Origin of the sequence: Paenibacillus sp. V4I9, from assembly GCF_030817295.1 — a bacterium.
Taxonomy (GTDB): Bacteria; Bacillota; Bacilli; order Paenibacillales; family NBRC-103111; genus Paenibacillus_E.
The window spans coordinates 5,177,742-5,195,414 of the sequence record NZ_JAUSZE010000001.1; the positions used below are offsets into that span (position 1 = coordinate 5,177,742).

At 40.9% G+C, this 17,673-nt stretch carries 16 protein-coding genes; all 16 read right to left on the reverse strand.

Annotated features, from left to right (window positions below; genetic code table 11):
* Positions 1–9: 9 nt before the first annotated feature.
* A complete protein-coding gene (locus QFZ81_RS24065; protein WP_307605102.1) occupies positions 10–915 on the reverse strand; it encodes an ABC transporter permease in 906 nt (301 codons plus the stop codon).
* Positions 916–939: 24 nt separating this feature from the next.
* Entirely contained in the window at positions 940–1,893 is a 954-nt protein-coding gene (locus tag QFZ81_RS24070; RefSeq protein WP_307605104.1) for an ABC transporter permease, read from the reverse strand.
* A gap of 72 nt (positions 1,894–1,965) precedes the next feature.
* The gene (locus QFZ81_RS24075; protein ID WP_307605106.1) at positions 1,966–3,576 is read right to left on the reverse strand and encodes an ABC transporter substrate-binding protein; all 1,611 of its coding nucleotides are present in this window, start codon (positions 3,574–3,576) and stop codon (positions 1,966–1,968) included.
* 157 nt (positions 3,577–3,733) lie between these two features.
* A complete protein-coding gene (locus QFZ81_RS24080; RefSeq protein WP_307605108.1) occupies positions 3,734–4,552 on the reverse strand; it encodes a carbon-nitrogen hydrolase family protein in 819 nt (272 codons plus the stop codon).
* A 528-nt stretch (positions 4,553–5,080) separates the two neighbouring features.
* Positions 5,081–6,406, reverse strand: a complete 1,326-nt coding sequence (locus tag QFZ81_RS24085) for a GTP cyclohydrolase IIa (protein ID WP_307605110.1) — start codon at positions 6,404–6,406, stop codon at positions 5,081–5,083.
* A gap of 218 nt (positions 6,407–6,624) precedes the next feature.
* The gene (locus QFZ81_RS24090) at positions 6,625–6,837 is read right to left on the reverse strand and encodes a hypothetical protein (RefSeq protein WP_307605112.1); all 213 of its coding nucleotides are present in this window, start codon (positions 6,835–6,837) and stop codon (positions 6,625–6,627) included.
* Positions 6,834–7,931, reverse strand: a complete 1,098-nt coding sequence (locus QFZ81_RS24095) for a GerAB/ArcD/ProY family transporter (RefSeq protein ID WP_307605114.1) — start codon at positions 7,929–7,931, stop codon at positions 6,834–6,836. The genes QFZ81_RS24090 and QFZ81_RS24095 overlap by 4 nt, the downstream gene beginning before the upstream one ends.
* A gap of 2 nt (positions 7,932–7,933) precedes the next feature.
* Positions 7,934–9,118, reverse strand: a complete 1,185-nt coding sequence (locus tag QFZ81_RS24100) for a Ger(x)C family spore germination protein (RefSeq protein WP_307605116.1) — start codon at positions 9,116–9,118, stop codon at positions 7,934–7,936.
* A 30-nt stretch (positions 9,119–9,148) separates the two neighbouring features.
* Complete coding sequence (locus tag QFZ81_RS24105) at positions 9,149–10,588, reverse strand: spore germination protein (RefSeq protein WP_307605118.1); 1,440 nt, start codon at positions 10,586–10,588, stop codon at positions 9,149–9,151.
* A gap of 159 nt (positions 10,589–10,747) precedes the next feature.
* Positions 10,748–12,187 (reverse strand): NAD-dependent malic enzyme, encoded by a 1,440-nt coding sequence (locus tag QFZ81_RS24110; protein ID WP_307605120.1) that lies wholly within the window; start codon positions 12,185–12,187, stop codon positions 10,748–10,750.
* Entirely contained in the window at positions 12,188–12,655 is a 468-nt protein-coding gene (locus QFZ81_RS24115; protein ID WP_307605122.1) for a RidA family protein, read from the reverse strand.
* Between the two features lie 18 nt (positions 12,656–12,673).
* Entirely contained in the window at positions 12,674–13,606 is a 933-nt protein-coding gene (locus QFZ81_RS24120; RefSeq protein WP_307605125.1) for an alpha/beta hydrolase, read from the reverse strand.
* 62 nt (positions 13,607–13,668) lie between these two features.
* Complete coding sequence (aiiA, locus tag QFZ81_RS24125; protein ID WP_307605127.1) at positions 13,669–14,427, reverse strand: quorum-quenching N-acyl homoserine lactonase AiiA; 759 nt, start codon at positions 14,425–14,427, stop codon at positions 13,669–13,671.
* A gap of 90 nt (positions 14,428–14,517) precedes the next feature.
* Positions 14,518–14,712 (reverse strand): hypothetical protein, encoded by a 195-nt coding sequence (locus QFZ81_RS24130; protein WP_307605129.1) that lies wholly within the window; start codon positions 14,710–14,712, stop codon positions 14,518–14,520.
* Positions 14,713–14,779: 67 nt separating this feature from the next.
* Positions 14,780–16,168, reverse strand: coding sequence for an amidase (locus tag QFZ81_RS24135; protein WP_307605131.1), 1,389 nt, complete (start codon positions 16,166–16,168; stop codon positions 14,780–14,782).
* Between the two features lie 418 nt (positions 16,169–16,586).
* Entirely contained in the window at positions 16,587–17,525 is a 939-nt protein-coding gene (locus QFZ81_RS24140) for an aromatic acid exporter family protein (RefSeq protein ID WP_307605133.1), read from the reverse strand.
* Positions 17,526–17,673: the final 148 nt, after the last annotated feature.

Sequence of the window (17,673 nt, forward strand, 5' to 3'; positions counted from 1 at the left end):
TAACCTTCCTTATTTACGAGCCTTATTCGTATGGGGATCGAGTAAATCACGCAGTCCGTCACCAAACAGGTTATATCCCAATACGGCTAGCAAAATAAATAGGCCCGGAAAAATCGTCATCCACCAAGCAGAGAAAATCACGACCTTACCGTCATATAAAATGTTTCCTAAACTTGGATTCGGAGGTGCAATCCCTGCCCCAAGAAAGCTGAGTGCCGCTTCAACCAGAATAGATGAAGCAAACGTAAACGTAATCTGTATAATGAGAGGCGATAACGTATTGGGAACGATGTGACGCCAGATGATCCTCAGAGAGCTGGCCCCTTGCGATTTTAACGCTTCAATATATCCCTGTTCTTTCACAACCATCGCGACGGAGCGAACAACACGAGCTTTGGCAGGTATGCTTATTATCGATAATGCGATGATGACATTGATGATATTCGACCCTAAAGCTGCCGTGAGAGCCATTGCCAAAAGAATACCGGGGAACGCCATTAAGCCGTCGCAAATTCGCATGAGGATGTGATCGAGAAGCTTATAATACGATGAATACAAACCAATCAACGCTCCCGCAATCATAGAGAGAAGAGAGACTGAAAAGCCTACGAACAATGATACCCTTGTACCGTATACAACACGGCTGAATACATCTCTGCCAAAATTATCTGTGCCAAAAAGATGTTCCGCGCTCGGTGCTTGAAGACGTTCAGCTGTTTTCATCTCATACGGGGTATGCGAGCTTAGGACAGGCGCAAGCAAGGCAATTAAACAAAGCGATACAATGATGATGCTTCCAATGACTAACAGGCGGTTTGATAAAAAGCGCCGTATCAGCAGAGCTCGCCGCTCTATTTGCAATGTTCTCCTTGCCTCGTGAAAGACCGTTCCATCTAAAACTGTTTTTGTATCCATCCAAACATTCCTTTCTATCCGGCATCATGATTTTCGGCTTAACCGTACTCTTGGATCAACCACGCCATAAAGCAAATCGACTAAAAGGTTTATCAACACGTATGAGGCGGCAATCAAGAGAACAACGCCTTGAATGATGGCAATATCCCGTTGATGCATCGCTTGAACGAGCAATTGACCGATCCCAGGGATGTTAAACACCGTCTCGGTCACAACAGCTCCGGCGATCAAGCCGCCAAAGGTTTGCCCGATGACGGTCAAAATCGGAATAAATGCGTTTCTTAATGCGTGTTTATAAACAAGAACAAACTCTTTAACGCCTTTGGCATATGCAGTTTTCATATAATTCATATTTAATACATCCAGCATGGACGATCTTGTCATCCGGGCTATAAAAGCAGCTTGTATAACCCCTAAGGATATGGCAGGAAGAATGAGATATTTGAAATACATCCACAACCCGCCACTTAGTGATCCGTATCCGGCAACTGGAAGCCAGCCAAGGTTCACGGCAAAGAGCAAGGATAATAGCAAGGCCAAAAGGAAGCTCGGCAAGGAAATACCGAGCAAGCAAATCATCATAAAGACTTGGTCAATGGCTGTCCCTCTCTTTCTGGCCGCTGTAATCCCCATAGGAATCGCAATCAGAATAGAAATACCCTGAGCTAAAATCGCTAAAGAGAGGGTAGGTCCGAGATGATCCACAAACAGCTTCAATACGGGTTGCTTCAAAAAAATAGACATACCTAAATCACCTTTAAATATACCTAAAAACCAGCTGACGAATTGCTCCCATAATGGACGGTCAAAACCAAGATCGTGCCGCAGTTTTTCGACCATGTCAGGGCTCGCATCCTGCCCAAGCATCACAGCAGCGGGATCACCTGGCGTTAAATGGATGATTAAAAAAACTACAACCGCCACGATCAGCATAACCGGTATCAGGGAAAGAAGCCGCCATAAAATATAAATTTTCAAACCAATTCCCTCTTTCTTTTGACCGCCTCCTTCATATCATATCGAGACATGAAGAAGGGCGATCGCTTGATATTATCTTGTGATGGACGTATTCCAGTAGAGAGGGCCGTTAAAATTTTTGTATCCCTTTACTTTATTTGAAATAGCGTCAATCTGCATGGTTTCGCCTATCACGAGAACCGGATATTCATCCCAGAATACTTTTTGCAATTCTGTAAAGGCAACTTTTGCTTCACTTTGTGAAGTCGAGGCTCTAATCTTCGTCAAGAGCTTGTCGATTTCAGGGCTGTTCGTCCAACCTGGATAATTCGCCTTTGAGTCCAGAAACGGAAACTCCACTGGAGTGGATTTTACATTGTATTGCGAAACGAACATTTCCCATTGATCTGGTTTGGCACGACGTTCAAGCCACGTGGAAAAATCAATGACATCAAGCTTGACCTTCATACCAATTTGCTGAAGCTGCTGCTGCGTTGCAACTGATGTATTATATATAACCGGGTATCCAGTAGGCACTATGATTCTTACTTCTTCCCCGTTATACCCGGCTTCCTTCAGCAGTTGTTTCGCTTGCCCGACATCATACTTGCTATAGTTCTCTTTGCCTGAATCCACATACCAAGCGGTTTGATCTTTTCCCATCAAACCGGGATGAAGGCGATAATATTCGGGTTTAGTAAAGGAAGCTGCCATAATTGCCTTCTTGTCGAGCGCCATATTCACCGCTTGCCGCGCTTTGACGTTCGCAAACAATCCTTGTTTATTATTAAATAATAAGTTTGTGTTTCCAGCTGGATATATGACCTGGACTATATTTTTATTATTATCAATTTGAGGAAGGGCATCCAAATTAATATTTTGAACAACGTCGTATTGTCCGCTTACCAAGCCATTAATGGCTGTAGAACTATCCGGGACATTGTAAATATATAATTCATCAACAAGAGCTTCCTTCTTGCCTGATAATCCATCGAGAAAAGTCCCCACTTCTGCAGATGTCGCCGATTGCGGCTGATAATCCTTAAATTTTGTCAGTAGAAGGTACTGGTTCGGCTTTAATTCCTTATATTGGAACGGACCGGTCCCAATGTATTCCTTGACTCCTGTTGCATCCGCACCCTGAACGACCTCCTTCGGCATGATCGCAGCAAATTGTATCATTTCGGCGAGAGAAAACATCAGAACGTACGATGGAGTCTCTACATGAAGCACAACCGTGTAATCGTCTTTCACTTCCCAGGTCGAATTTCCAAGACTGGTCTTCCCAGCAGTGGCTGTTTTCTGCCATTTCTGCATGGAGGCAACAACATCTTCCGCTTTCATTTCTTTGCCGTTATGGAACTTGACTCCTTGCCTTAATATAAAGGTAACGATTTTGCCGTCTTTACTAATTTCATAGGACTTCGCAAGCATAGGTACCACTTCAAATCTGCTGTTGACCGTAACAAGCGCCTCATAAATTTGTCTCGCACTGTACCCTGTGATAGCAGCGGTCGTAGAATGCGGGTCAAGCGTTGCCGGCAATGCGCCCACTGCAATCTTTAACGTTCCGCCGGATGCCGTCGGGGAAGCTTGGACATTGTTGGACGCTGGCGTTTTCGATGGATCATTTGTCTTAGAACTGCAAGCGCTCAAGGCAAACAAAACGATAATTAAAATGACAATTGCAGATTTTGTTTTCAAAGTCATCGCTCCCTTATAATTTTTTTCTAAGTTAAAACCGCAGTTACCATTTATTGGGAGTAAATATTTACAATCATTTCTCCCACCTCCTTCATACTCGATTCGGAATGTCGCCATATAGTCGTTAAATAACCAAAAAAATATTCCATTAAAATTATCAATAAAAATGAGGACGACGATGCTTTAATAGAGGCAATTTGCTTCTTATATCCTTAGTCATTTCAATATCAATTTCAGCAATTAGCAGCGTTTCCTTTTCATCAGTTGTAGCAACTATATTCCCCCATGGATCAACAATCATTGAATGCCCCCACGTCTGATATTCCGCCCCGCTTGTTCGAGCTGGAGCCGCGCCAATTACAAAGGCCTGATTGTCAACTGCTCTCGATCTCATCAATAACTCCCAATGTGCCGAACCGGTAACTATCCCGAACGCCGCCGGAAAGATTAGGACTGTTGCTCCATTTAAAACCATTGACCGAGACAATTCGGGAAAACGAATATCGTAGCAAATCCCTACCCCGAAGTTCAATCCACCAGCATTAACAACCGTTATATCAGCACCAGGCTCCAATGTTGACGACTCTTGAACTGCTGGGCTCCCGTCAACATGTACATCACACAAGTGCATTTTTCTATGCCGACCAACCAAAGTACCTTTTTCATCAAATATAAAACTGGTATTGTAAATCTTATTGTCAGTTGCATGTTCCGGAATTGATCCCCCAACTACCACAATCCCCTCCTGTGCAGCTATTTTGGACAACCAAGCTATAGTTTCTCCATCCGGATAATACTCTGCATACTTTGGAAATAACTCGGTTTGATAGGGGCAATTGAACATTTCAGGTAAAATAACTAGATGACATCCTGCTTGCGATGCCTTCTTCACATAAGCTTCCGCATTAATAATGTTCTGGGGCTTGTCGCTGGATACACGCAATTGACAGATACCGATCTTTTTAATATTAGCCATATTATCACCTCCTGACATTTGAAAGTCTATACTGATGTCATGTTTATGTAACTATTCATTACGCGAATATAGCTTTCACTCTATACCATGTGAGGTTTCAATGCAATATCTTTATTCTTCCATTAAAGCGTATACATCACTTATTTTCTTTGAATTGTATCATTAATCTCGTATTATTGAGATTCTGGGGATAACAATAATATTGCAGAATATATTTGTAAGCGTTTGCAATTTTACGTTAGAAAATAGAATTTCTAGTCCAATTTATAAGGATTACAGTTTCATAGCATTATTCCCCTCCCTTTCTAAATAAATATCATCTATTTACTGCAATTTCGTTATATAGTCGCTTTATATGAATAATATCATTAACTTTTTTTTTCGTCAATATTTATTAACAGCATGATTTCAGGGAAGATGGCAAGCCCCCCCTTGCAGGAGAAAAATTTGATCTGCAGTAACATAGCAAGTAGTATATGCCCCGTGGACTTGTAATCTCGATTACGACCCGGAATACGGAACGGTTCTCTACAGAAATGTAATATTATATATAGACCGCGGTCTTCCTTTTTGATAAGGCTGTTCTTCTCCAATAATCCGAGCAAAATCATTATCCGTAAGTTTTTTTAATATTCTTTCAGCACTTCTTCGACCTACTTGCAGAAAATCTGAAAGGTCACCAGAAGTAAATCCATCAGTGCCTCTTATTTCGAGAAATCCAATAATTTTACTTAAATTAGCAACACTGATCCCTGTTTTCTCTGCAATGGATAATATGTTCTTATCTTCACTTCTAAGACTGTAGCTCTGAAGTTTATCTTGTGGTTCGTCGCCTAATGGGCCGATTACTTCTTTCTCGTTAGTTACAACATAAGCTTGTCCAGTTGATTTTTTAGCGTGAAAGAGGGCAATTTGGGCATTCTGCTCTGCATCATTTACTGTCAATCCAAATCCAAACCCTATACTGACGGTAATATTTAGCTTTTCTCTAATCTCATCTAAAACGTGGATTTTAGCCCCATTATTTGTAATATAATTCACACTTCCTCTAGTTCCGTAAATTAGGAATCTATCCTGGCCCAAATACTGTATAGAAGCATTTATTTTTTTGAAGTACGCAATTAAAATTTGATGTAATTTTAGCACTATTTCTTGTGAAGTAGAATCCATATCACTTACATTACTATCTGTAAATCGGTCAATCGAAACAAGGCCTACAGCAACTTGAGAATTTTTACTAACTAATAACTCTCCTTGTGCAACCGCATTCCGAATAGCACTTTTAATGTTTTTTTCAGGAAATAACATGCGATAAACGTTAACACCTAAATGTAGTAACTTGGAATAAACAGAGGAAACACTAGTTAAGACATAGTCAACTTTCTTTTGCTCCCAAAGATTATAATGAAATTCTACTAGTTTATCCATATCAAATCTCATCCCTGATTGAACCTGCTGAAAATCCGTTACATAAATCGATTCTGTATCAATTTCAAGTTCTTCAAATACTTTGTAAGCATGCTTAGAAAAAGGCAAATCAATTGATAAACGATCAGAGTTTTGATTTAGACCATAACGAACATAATAGAAAGAAAGAATTACCGAGTACTCATTAAAAGGAATAAACACTGCTGGTAAATTTTTATTCTTAATTTCTTCTTTAGAAATAATATACGGAATTAGCCCTGTGAAAAATAATACATCACAAGTTTTTGCATACTTGACAAGCTCTGCACTTTCTTCAGGCTTACTATAAATATACGGTATAATTTGTATGTTCTTAAATTGTTTTTCATACTGAAGTACTTGATGAATTAATTTTTCCGATCCAAAGGCTGCGATACGAATATTCATGATATTTATCCCCCAATATTCAACTTCCTAAATCCATGTTAGCGCTATCAATCAAATACAACCATTATTCAGTTTGTTTCCTCGTCAACATATCAATAATAATTATTTTTAAATATTTCGTTATAATGTCGCTTTATGAAGAAATAGTATCATCCCCCTTTTTTCATGTCAATATTTATGTTGCTGTTGAGTCCAAACGCCACTCTTGTAAAATAGATTTATTTCCCATTGCCCAACATAAAATCAATCATCGTAGCGATCATGTGATCAGGACTAAAAGGTTTTTTTATTGCAATGGAAAGCGATACCAATAAGCCAATAGTTGCTATAACAATATACAAAAAATTTTCTTTTTTAGTGCTCTTTATTCTACTTTTAAAAAGAAATGGGACTAAAATAACTATTATATAAGTAAGAACTAACCAAATCATGAATTCACTTTCCTTTCCTTATAACCCTTAATTCCAGTTACGGTGAGCAGTAGTAGCGGTATGATGACTGCATATAATAATGTATAAATAAACATATATTTTTTGTCCCAATCGAGAACATCAATCAAACTGCTATGATTAGATAAAGCAATCCCTGCAACTACCCAAATTAGGGGTATCGCGATGATTGCTCTATTTTGTATATTGAATATTGTGCATATTCCCAAAACAGCGCAGTAGTAAGAGATGCTGAGTTTTACAAAAACTGTAAACAGCCATGCTATTGAAACTATAGCTTCAACGTGCTCAATAAAAGAGTAAAGACGTAATTCTTGAAATAGAGTGAATAACGGATATGTAAGGTGGGAAGCTCTTGTGACGCCAATAAGTCCAATCATTAAAAATACAATCAAGCTAAACAACAATGCCGCTACCCCAATACCACTAATTAGAGAAGTTTTTAATTTAGATTTAATAAAAGGAAAGATCATGGTAAAACAAATGGTTTCCATGAATGGAAACGCAAGAAAGCTGGATGTTTCTTTCATCGTCTTTATCACGTCTAATCGAAACGACGGTATGAACCGTTCCCAGTTCCACTCTCCAAGCATTACCAAATAAGTAGCCCAAAAGAGCAAAAAGATCAATGGAGTCATAATTTCATTTACTCTTCCAATTGTCACAATGCCTTTAAAGGAAGCATAGCAGACAATAGTCAAAAACATGATATGAAACATGGAAATTGGTGTTTCTGGCATTAGAGTGATATGCATAAAATCGCCCAAATTTCGAGTTATCCAACTAGACAGCTGAATAAAATAACAAATATACACTAGAGCAAAAAAGCCGCCAATTATTTTCCCAAAAACTTTCATGTTGATTTGAATAATATTTAATCCGTTATGCAAGGAATACAAATAAATCCAAAGAGCCACCACCACCATTCCGTAAATCCCAGCAAACAATGGTATCATCCACGCATCCTGACTACCGGATGCAATCAAGCGACCCGGATAGATAATTGATGCTGTACCCAAGGTATACGATAGCACCAATAAAAAGGTTTGCCAGCCTGTAAGACGTGCTTGCTCCACCTTTATTCCTCCTTATTATTCCAGTTATAAGGACTTAACAATGTACCTTCAGTAGATAAAACAGACTTCACATGTATGACAAATCGGGTTTTTTTCCATAACTCCGTATCATCTTGCATAGCAAGCTTCCAATCCTTTTTCTCTTGATAAGAAATACGATCTTTGATCCCCAACAGGTCCCATCCTTTTCGTGTTGCTCCTTCAATAAACTCCCCAGCTTCTTTTTCAGCTGCTTTATTAAATGTTGTCTCGATTTGGTGAAGCTTATCTATTCCCGTCTCTTCAGGAATATTGTCGCTTCGTAATCTTAAATCAGAAGTAATATGGAATGATAAGATAGGAACCCCCTTAGAAATAGTCAAAGATTTTTTCACCTTTGATTTTCCGACCTCAATTTCCACAGAATGACCGCCAACCGTAAGGGATTGAAGAAAGGATTCAACATTACCATTTAGAAAATAATGCCATTTGATTTCGTTTATAGGTATTTTACCGATCATCTTATCGTGCAGAAATACGGCTCCCCCATCTAATACAAAGCTTCGTTGATAAGCATCAATTTTCTCAAAATTTTTAGTTGTATTATCCGAATTCTCATCGTTTAAACGTATGAAATTTACAATCGTAGCCTTCGAACTTTCAATATTCTCAAGTATGTCTTTGAATCTGGAATTTTTGATCGCCCTGGACGACTCCTTTGATTGAATATCTATGATAGATGAGAGCGATTTACCAGGCATTTTTTCAAAGGGGATATACGTATTCATTACCTTGTGCATCGATGAATCGGTAACTACTAATTCTACATTTGCTCGGCGACTGATCTGCAGTTCGTAGGAGTTAAGTAAAACAGATAATCCTTCACGGGCATATTTTTCCGAGACAACCAAAGCTTGGTAGTGATCCGGAAATACTTTGCGTGGAAGTATGTCGGAAACTTCATATCCAAAACTTGCATGAGTACTGCTTCCTGCGACTTTATAAGTATAAACTGGAGAGGTCCCTCCACCACCTTGCTTTACTGCAAGTCCCGAAGGGTTGATGGATTGATAATAAAGTTCCAAACCAGCTTTATCCTTCGTCATGTCAATTCCAAGCATATTAATAATGGCTAATTGATTAATCTCTTTTTGGTCCCAGCAACCGCTAAGCAGAAAGGGACACCCCATAGAAAAAACGGTAATCATTACATTCCGCTTCCAACTGCACATACTATGTCACCTCTTTTTCTGCTTGATATGAAACATCTTTGGAAACTTTCGCATCCACTGTTGAGGTACCCGAAATAAAGTATCTCTCCAATCGGATAGGACTGTCGGTGCAAATGGAGACATATAAGGGATAGAAAATGAATCTAGTGATACTAAATGAATCACCACCAATAAGACACCACAAAATATTCCAAACAATCCCATAAAACCTGCTAGCATCATCAGGTAAAATTGGATTAATCGTTGGGTAATTCCAAAGCTATAAGATGGGGTTACAAAGTTGGCTATAGCCGTTACAGATACAACGATCACCATGGATGCAGAGACTAAACCCGCTTGTACTGCTGCTTCCCCTAGTACCAAAGCACCAACGATCGATATGGCTTGTCCAGAAATTCTAGGCATTCTCAATCCAGCCTCACGTAATATTTCAAATGTAATCTGCATAATCAAGGCTTCGATAAGACCAGGAAAAGGAACCCCTTCTCTTTGTGCCGATAAGCTAATTAGTAGCGAAGTAGGGAGCAGTGCTTGATGGAAAGTAACAACAGAAATATAAACCGCTGGAGTACAACAAGCGATCATAAATGATAAAAATCGCAATAATCGAAGCAGTGAAGCGATTTCTGGTTTTTGGTAATAATCCTCAGGAGAGCTAAATAATTGAGAAAAAGTGATAGGACCTATTAGAGCAATTGGCGTACCATCTGTCAATATGGCTATACGCCCTTCAAGAACGTTGGCAGATACAACATCAGGCCTTTCAGTATTAAGTAATGTTGGAAACGGGTTAAAGATGCGGCCTTGAATCCATTCTTCAATATAAGAACTCTCCAAGATACTGTCTGTTTTTATAGATTGAATTCTTTTCCTAATTTCAACGACAGTTTCATTTGCTGTGAGATCCTGAAGATAAACAATAACCACCTTTGTGCATGTGGTTTCTCCAACTTGAAAAGATTCGACTCGTAAAGACCGATTTTTAATGCGTTTACGTACTAAAGAGATGTTTATCGACAAATCCTCGTTAAATCCTTCCTGAGGACCACGAATCGTTGCTTCCGATGTAGGTTCCGACATACTTCGATGATTCACTTTTTGAACATCTATTAAGAATCCATAGCTCTCCGATTCTTCGAACATCAACAAGCAACGCCCATTAAGTAGTCCCTGTATGCATTCATTGAGATCATTTGCCTCAGTAATACCTGGAACTGGAATTAGCGTCTTGAGCCAATCTGAATGGGGTATCAATACTTCGGCCTTTAACTTATTTATTGAAAGAAGAGGGCGTAGTATAAGGCGTTCAATTTTGTCTCTATCCACTAGGGTTTCAATAAACATACAAGATACATGCATGTTATCCCAAGAGGGCAAATGATCCACAATGAGGTCGATTGGATTACCTAAAGCTTGAACAATTTCTTGGCAATAGTCTTGCATCATGTAACCCCCCTAGGTTAGAAAATGAAAGCATTCCCCGATGTATAAGCTATTATTTCCAATTTTTCATTTTACTATGAGTTTAATGCTAGCCAAATAAAAAAAGCCTGAATTCTCAGGCTTTTCATCGATTACTATATAGGATTTACTCACTCCTCATGATCAATCCATATTTCGGAATTCCCGCGGAATTCGTCGAGCAATACCTGTACGAATGGCTGCCTCAATAACGTTGTCCCGAATTAGCTTGACTACCTCCTGATTAAAGACGCTCGGAATAATGTAGTGCTTGTTACGTTCTTTATCCGATATAACGGATGCAATTGCTTCTGCTGCTGCAAGCTTCATCTCTTCGTTGATCGTTGTCGCCCTACAATCTAGAGCCCCCCGGAAAATGCCAGGGAAACAAAGAACGTTATTAATTTGATTTGGAAAGTCCGAGCGACCGGTCGCAATTACTGAAGCTATGTCCTCAATTTCATCTGGATAAATCTCTGGAACAGGGTTAGCCATAGCAAACACGATCGGCTGAGATGCCATCGTCATCACACCCTCTCGACTTAGAATCCCTCCTGTTGAAAGGCCGATAAACACATCCGCACCCACCAAAGCTTCCTTAAGGGAACCTCGAATTCGGCCCGGATTCGTATTTTGAGCGTACCAATTCCACATCGGGTTCTCGTATGTTTCCTTATCAACAAGGATTCCAACCCGATCCACACCAATAATTTCTTTCACGCCCGCGGCTAGCAAAATTCGACTGCACGAAATTCCTGCCGCTCCTATCCCGCTTACAACTATTTTAATCTGATCAATAGACTTATTCACAAGCTTCAATGCACTGATTAATCCTGCATAAAGGACCACTGCAGTTCCATGCTGATCGTCATGGAAGACAGGAATATCAAGTTCTTTCTTTAGCCGCTCCTCAATTTCAAAGCAGCGTGGTGAAGATATGTCCTCTATGTTAATTCCACCAAAGGCAGGCGCTATTAGTTTGATCGATCGTATGATCTCTTCTGTATTCTGCGAATCGAGACATATAGGAAAGGCGTCAACATCGGCCATCTGCTTAAACAACATCGCTTTTCCCTCCATAACAGGCATAGCTGCATAAGGGCCAATGTTCCCCAATCCGAGTACTGCACTCCCGTCGGATACTACCGCAACAGTATTCCGCTTAATGGTCAGACTGAAAGCTTTACGTTGATCTTCGTGAATGGCCATGCAGACTCGAGCCACGTCTGGCGTATAAACTCTTGATAGATCATCCCGGTTTTGAATCGGCACCTTCAGCTTCATTTCAATCTTTCCCCCTAAATGAAGCAGGAAAGTACGGTCGGAGATGTTAATAAGCTTAACACCTTTCAAAGTCTTGACGGTTTCAACAATTCGATTTGTATCGATGGAATCAGCAATGTTGACCGTAAGATCCCGAACGGAACAATATTTGGTCGTTTGAATCACATCAATCGCGACCAAATCGCCTCCATCTTGAGAAATCGCGATCACGACTTCGCTAAAATTGATCATCTCTGTTTGAATCTCTAATCGCAAGATCATACTTTTGCCAGTTATCATTTTTCCTGACTGCGATTCCATCTATATCCCCCTAGAGCTATCCCACTCAACGATCATTTCAATTTCCACAGGTGCGCCATTAGGCAAAGATGCGACACCTATAGCCGCTCTGGCATGTTTGAAATCGAACAACTCATTCAATAAATCAGAAGCTGCATTTAATATAATCGAGTGATCTGTGAAATCATGGCTGCTAGCCACATATCCGTTAACCTTTACAATTCGTTTTACACTAGCTAAATCGCCGACAAGTTGTTTAAGGTTTGTCAGTAAATTCAATGTGCAAATGATAGCAGACTCTTTAGCCTGCTCCATATTAACATTGACGCCAACAGTTCCTTTGTAAGGTATTTCTCCTTTTATTGTTGGTGTTTGTCCAGACAAATATATTAAATTATCTACTATAATCCCTTTTTCAAACGGAAATTCTTTTGTAGATACTTCAGGAAGCTCAAAATTCAGCTTTTTTAATTTTGTTTCAATATCCATGTGAAATCCTCCTCTAACTTATTTAACACTTGCAAAGAAATCATTTAATGCGCCTGCTATTTCTTGAATGGCTTGTTCCCCTTTATCTAAAACGTTGGCATAGCCAACAAAACCATGTATGGTTCCTTCGTAACAGGAATAAATGACCGGTACACTCGATTCCTTTAAACGATCGGCATAATCTTTCCCTTCATCCCGTAATGGATCAAATTGTGCAGTAATAATCAAAGCTGGCGGTAACCCCGTAAAATCTTTATTTAAGATCGGTGATACCAAAGGATTTAATTTTTCTTCGGGACTGTTTAGATAATGTTCATGGAACCAGAGCAGGAAATCATGTGTAATGTAATATCCATCTGCTAATTGTTTATGGGATTCTGTTCGCATATTAAAATCTGTTGTTGGATATAACAATACTTGATATGAAATTATCGGTGTCGTCTTCTCTTTTGCCATGTGAGTGACAACAGCTGCTAAATTAGCTCCAGCACTATCCCCACCTATAATCAATCGTAATTTATCAAAGCCAAGATGTTCAGCATTTTCAGATACCCACTGCGTAGCCGTATAAGCATCTTCAACTGCAGTTGGAAACTTATACTCAGGAGCAAGATGATAATCAACAGAAACAATGGCGCAATGCGCTGAGTTTACAATTTTCCTGCAAATCATGTCGTATTTTCCATCCACACTCCCAAGAACCCACCCACCACCATGAAAATAAACAAAGACGGGAAAAGGACCATTGCCTTCGGGCTTATAGATACGTAATGGAATTTTTCCATAAGGTCCATCAATGGATATGTTTTCAACTACCCCTACCATCTCTATATCATTTAAAGCTCCCTTTTTTTTCGCTGAATCCCTAAGTTGTACTGGCGTTAAGATTTTATAAGACGGCGCCTTTTTGAGCTGCTCTAATATTACTTCAGTTTGAGAATCAAGTTTCATATAAAAACCTCCCATTAATGTTAGAGTGATGGAATTTGTCGTGCATAATAACTGTTCATTCGCTATAGAAAATCAGGAAACACACGGCATTCTCTTGCCTGATCTCCATCGTGTCCGAAAAAGACAACCGATGGTCGAACTTCTTTTATCAGTTCGTGCATGCGTTTAATCGATTTCGAAGCTAACTCGGAATCGGATGACAGGAACGGGACCCCATTTTCGAAGTTCTCCTTGGTGTAGGCCACATCAATCGTCAACAATACGGGACCTGATTTTTCAGTTGTTATGAGAACTGACTGATGGCCTGGCGAATGACCTGGCGTAAATAGAATTTTAACCCCAGACGTCACTTCATAGTCACCTTCAATAATTTGATACCTTAAATCTGGCAATCTGCATTCTTGCGGAGAATAATCGTCATTCGCCATGGCAGCGTCAAACTCCGCGCGCTGAATGAGGATCGGCGTATTACGGAAATGGCCGTTTCCTCCTGCATGATCGAGGTGCAGGTGGGAGCTGATGAGCGTCTGAATGTCGTCTGCACCATACCCGACACGCTTCAATATGCTTAGAATCCTGTCGTCCTTCGACATATTTGGGATAACTCGACCTTCCCTTTTGGTCCCTTTGTAATAATCGGGATTATTAACAAAGGTGTCAGGCATTCCAGTGTCGATCAATATCGGCCCATCAGTCGTCTCCAACAGAAAAGACCACACTGGCATTTTAACTAATTTGCCCGGTGTAAGGTTACGATTCACTGCAGACTGATCAAGATAACAATGGCCAGCAGGTAAAAAATACAGTTTCTTAACCGTCATAGGTCATCACTCTTTTCATAGTTATTAACAATGGGATTAAAGCAAATTAATTGCCCACGCCATACAAGCTCTTCTAAACGAAAACTTCGTTTATTTCCCGACGTAAAGTCTTTTCTTGTAAGTAGGAGGCAGGAGCGGTTCAATACCCATCAGATCCAGTTCCTTCAAGCTTGCGATCGTGGGCATAAACTGCTCATACGCTTTGTTCGTGTCTCTCGCCGTATCTGTTCCAGCATCGGTCAATAGTTCCGTGTTAACTTCTGAGTTGGGTTGCTTTTGTTCCATGTGATACCCTCCATCAAATTTAGTTAGGCGAAGCATCGGCACCGCTGTGTCTTCCATTTAATTTGGTTTACAAATCAGGATGTCTTTTGTGCCAGTCGGTATTAGACTCATAAGCATAGCCGATGCTGAGTACTGTCGCTTCCTCGAAGGGACGGCCAATCAATTGCATATTTATCGGCATTCCGGAAGGTGAGAAGCCGCAAGGCATGCATAGACTAGGCATGCCCGTCAAATTGGTCGGAATTGTAAACGTTGTCAAACGGAATGCACCCGCATAATCATCTGCGTGTGGTGCGGTTATCGGCGTTGCCGGCGTTAACAGGATGTCGATCCCGGACATTGCGTTCAGGAAGTCGTCGACAATCAGTTGCCGGGCACGCTGAGACTGTAGATAAACGGATGCTGGGATGTCTCTACTGCTCTCAAGAAACATTCGCACGTCTGGACCATAATCTTCCGGATTTGTATCGAGCCATTTCTCATGGAACGCGAACATCTCCGCCATCATAATGGCCATCGTAGCGCTTTGGACATGTCTAATCATTGGCAGGGCGACTTCGATGATTTCCGCTCCTAGCTCACGGAATTTATTGATAGCCGCTTGCATCGAAGCTTCCACCTCTGGCTCCAAATCCTCGTAATAATAGTTAGATGGTAATCCAATGCGTACACCCTTAAGGCCATTCGGATACCTCCTGATACCGGGTGCAGGCAGATCGACCGTCGATTCATCCTTCGGATCGAAGCCAGACATCACATCCAGGCACAGGGACGCATCCATGACGCTCCGGGTCAATGGACCGGAGTGGTCAAGTGACCAAGCCATTGGAATGATGCCGTACCGGCTGACCCGACCGTACGTCGGCTTCATCCCGACGACGCCACAGCAAGCGGCGGGCATGCGGATCGAACCTCCGGTATCCGAGCCTGTACCCAGATATGCAAGTCCAGCAGCCAGGGCAGAAGCAGAGCCGCCGCTTGAACCTCCCGGTACAAGTTCGAGGTTCCACGGGTTGCGGCAAGGGCCGAAATGGGGGCTGCTTGTTGTCATTCCCGCAGCGAACTCGTGAGTCTGAACTTTGCCAAGTAAAACGGTTCCGGCCTCATGCAGTTTGGTTACGACAGTCGAGTCGTAATCGGGAACGAAGTCCTTCAATATTTTCGAACTGGCGGTTGTACGGATACCTTTTGTGTAATATAGATCCTTATGCACGATGGGAATGCCATGAAGAGGCCCTTTGTACCGACCCAGCATGATATCGTGTTCCGCCTGCTTAGCCTGTTCAATCGCCAGTTCAGCTGTTTGGGTAACGAAAGCGTTAAGCTTTGGGTTCAATCGTTCAATGCGCTCAAGTGCAAGCTCGGTAATCTCGACCGGGGACACTTCGCGTGTCCGAATCCTTTCTGCCAGCTCATGGATAGTGGCAAAGGACATCTGGGAATTCAATTCTCTCATCTGGATCGGTCTCCTTAAATGCTTTGCTTTTTACATGCATTTTTTTTATAATATTATTAAAAGGACAAGTTGTCCGATGTAAAATAATATAACGAACAATATGTCCGTTTGTCAAATGAGAATACTTACATCCATCATTTTAAAGGAAAGTTCAATGAATAATAAATCAAAACTTGGATCTTCGAAGATCCCTATGTATGAACTAAACGGAGACAAATTTGCGAGTCACCCTCCTCCCCCGATTCACATATATATTTTGCAGCTTGCCTCTTAATCAATCCTCTCTCTTCATAACAAAAAAAGACAAGCACTGTAGGCTCGCCTTTACTTGAAATGTCGTATGTATGTGTTCAAACTCATTAACTACCTAATTCCCAATCACGCGGGGAAGTAAGTGGTGAGCCTACTCGAATCCGTCCTAACTCAGATCAACGAATAGATCTAGTTCATTGGCGACTGCAAACAAGCTTGCCCTATTTTCAAATTCATGTCTTGTTTCAGGTAAAGGCAACTGCTTGTGATATTCTCTAATGCCATGCAGGCTTTTGTGAAGATACCCCGCTAGACTAGGCGTTTGCCCGGGATTTCTCAGATGACCGCTTAATTCTAATACGAATTCACCAATCCTAATTCCTTGCTCCATCTGGACGGTAATTCGGGAAACATGTGGCAGCATTCGCTCTAGCGAGTAGTACTGCTGCTGCTTCCTTTCAAAATATGAATAATACGAGCCAACCTTCTGTTGAATGCTATTTTCTATATCCAGCAGAGCCAACGCTTTCGCCTTCTTCAAGGCATTGGAGAGCTGTAACAGCTCTTTTCCGTCCCAAAGTGTGTAGCCATCCTTTAGATAAGCGGCGATCTCATTCAATATGGTGCAGATCAGCCAGTCGATCTCGGTCTTACAAGCATTTAACTGCTTATCAGCACTCGGCATATAGGCATTAATCAGAAGCGCTACGCCTAATCCGATCAACACCACTAAAAACTCATTTATAAAAAATGAAAGTCCAACCTTCTCCTGCAAATAAGCATGCATGACAATAACAGAACTGCTAGCAATCCCCTCTTGAATTCGCAACCGAACACAAAAGGGGATGAACAAAAGAAGCAGCACCAGAAAGGAATAAGGAAAATAACCTATTATTGAAAACACCGCGCTAGAGAAAAACATGCCCAGCATACATGCACAAAACCTAGTTAACGCGGCTTGCAGCGACTGCTTACGTGATTTCTGAATACAAAGCAAAGTAAGAATACCCGCCGAAGAAAAATATTGCAAATGCAATGTTTCGGCTAGTAAAATCGCAATACTAACGCCTATCGCCGTTTTGATGGTACGAAAGCCAATCTTCATTGCCGTCACCCTCTCACATATATAGCCCATAGATAGTCGCAAAGAACCGCTGGGAATTCAATTCTTTCATCTGGATCGGCTTCCTTAAATGATTTGCTTTGACATGAAAAACTTATTATAATGTTAATAGGACAAGTTGTCCACTATA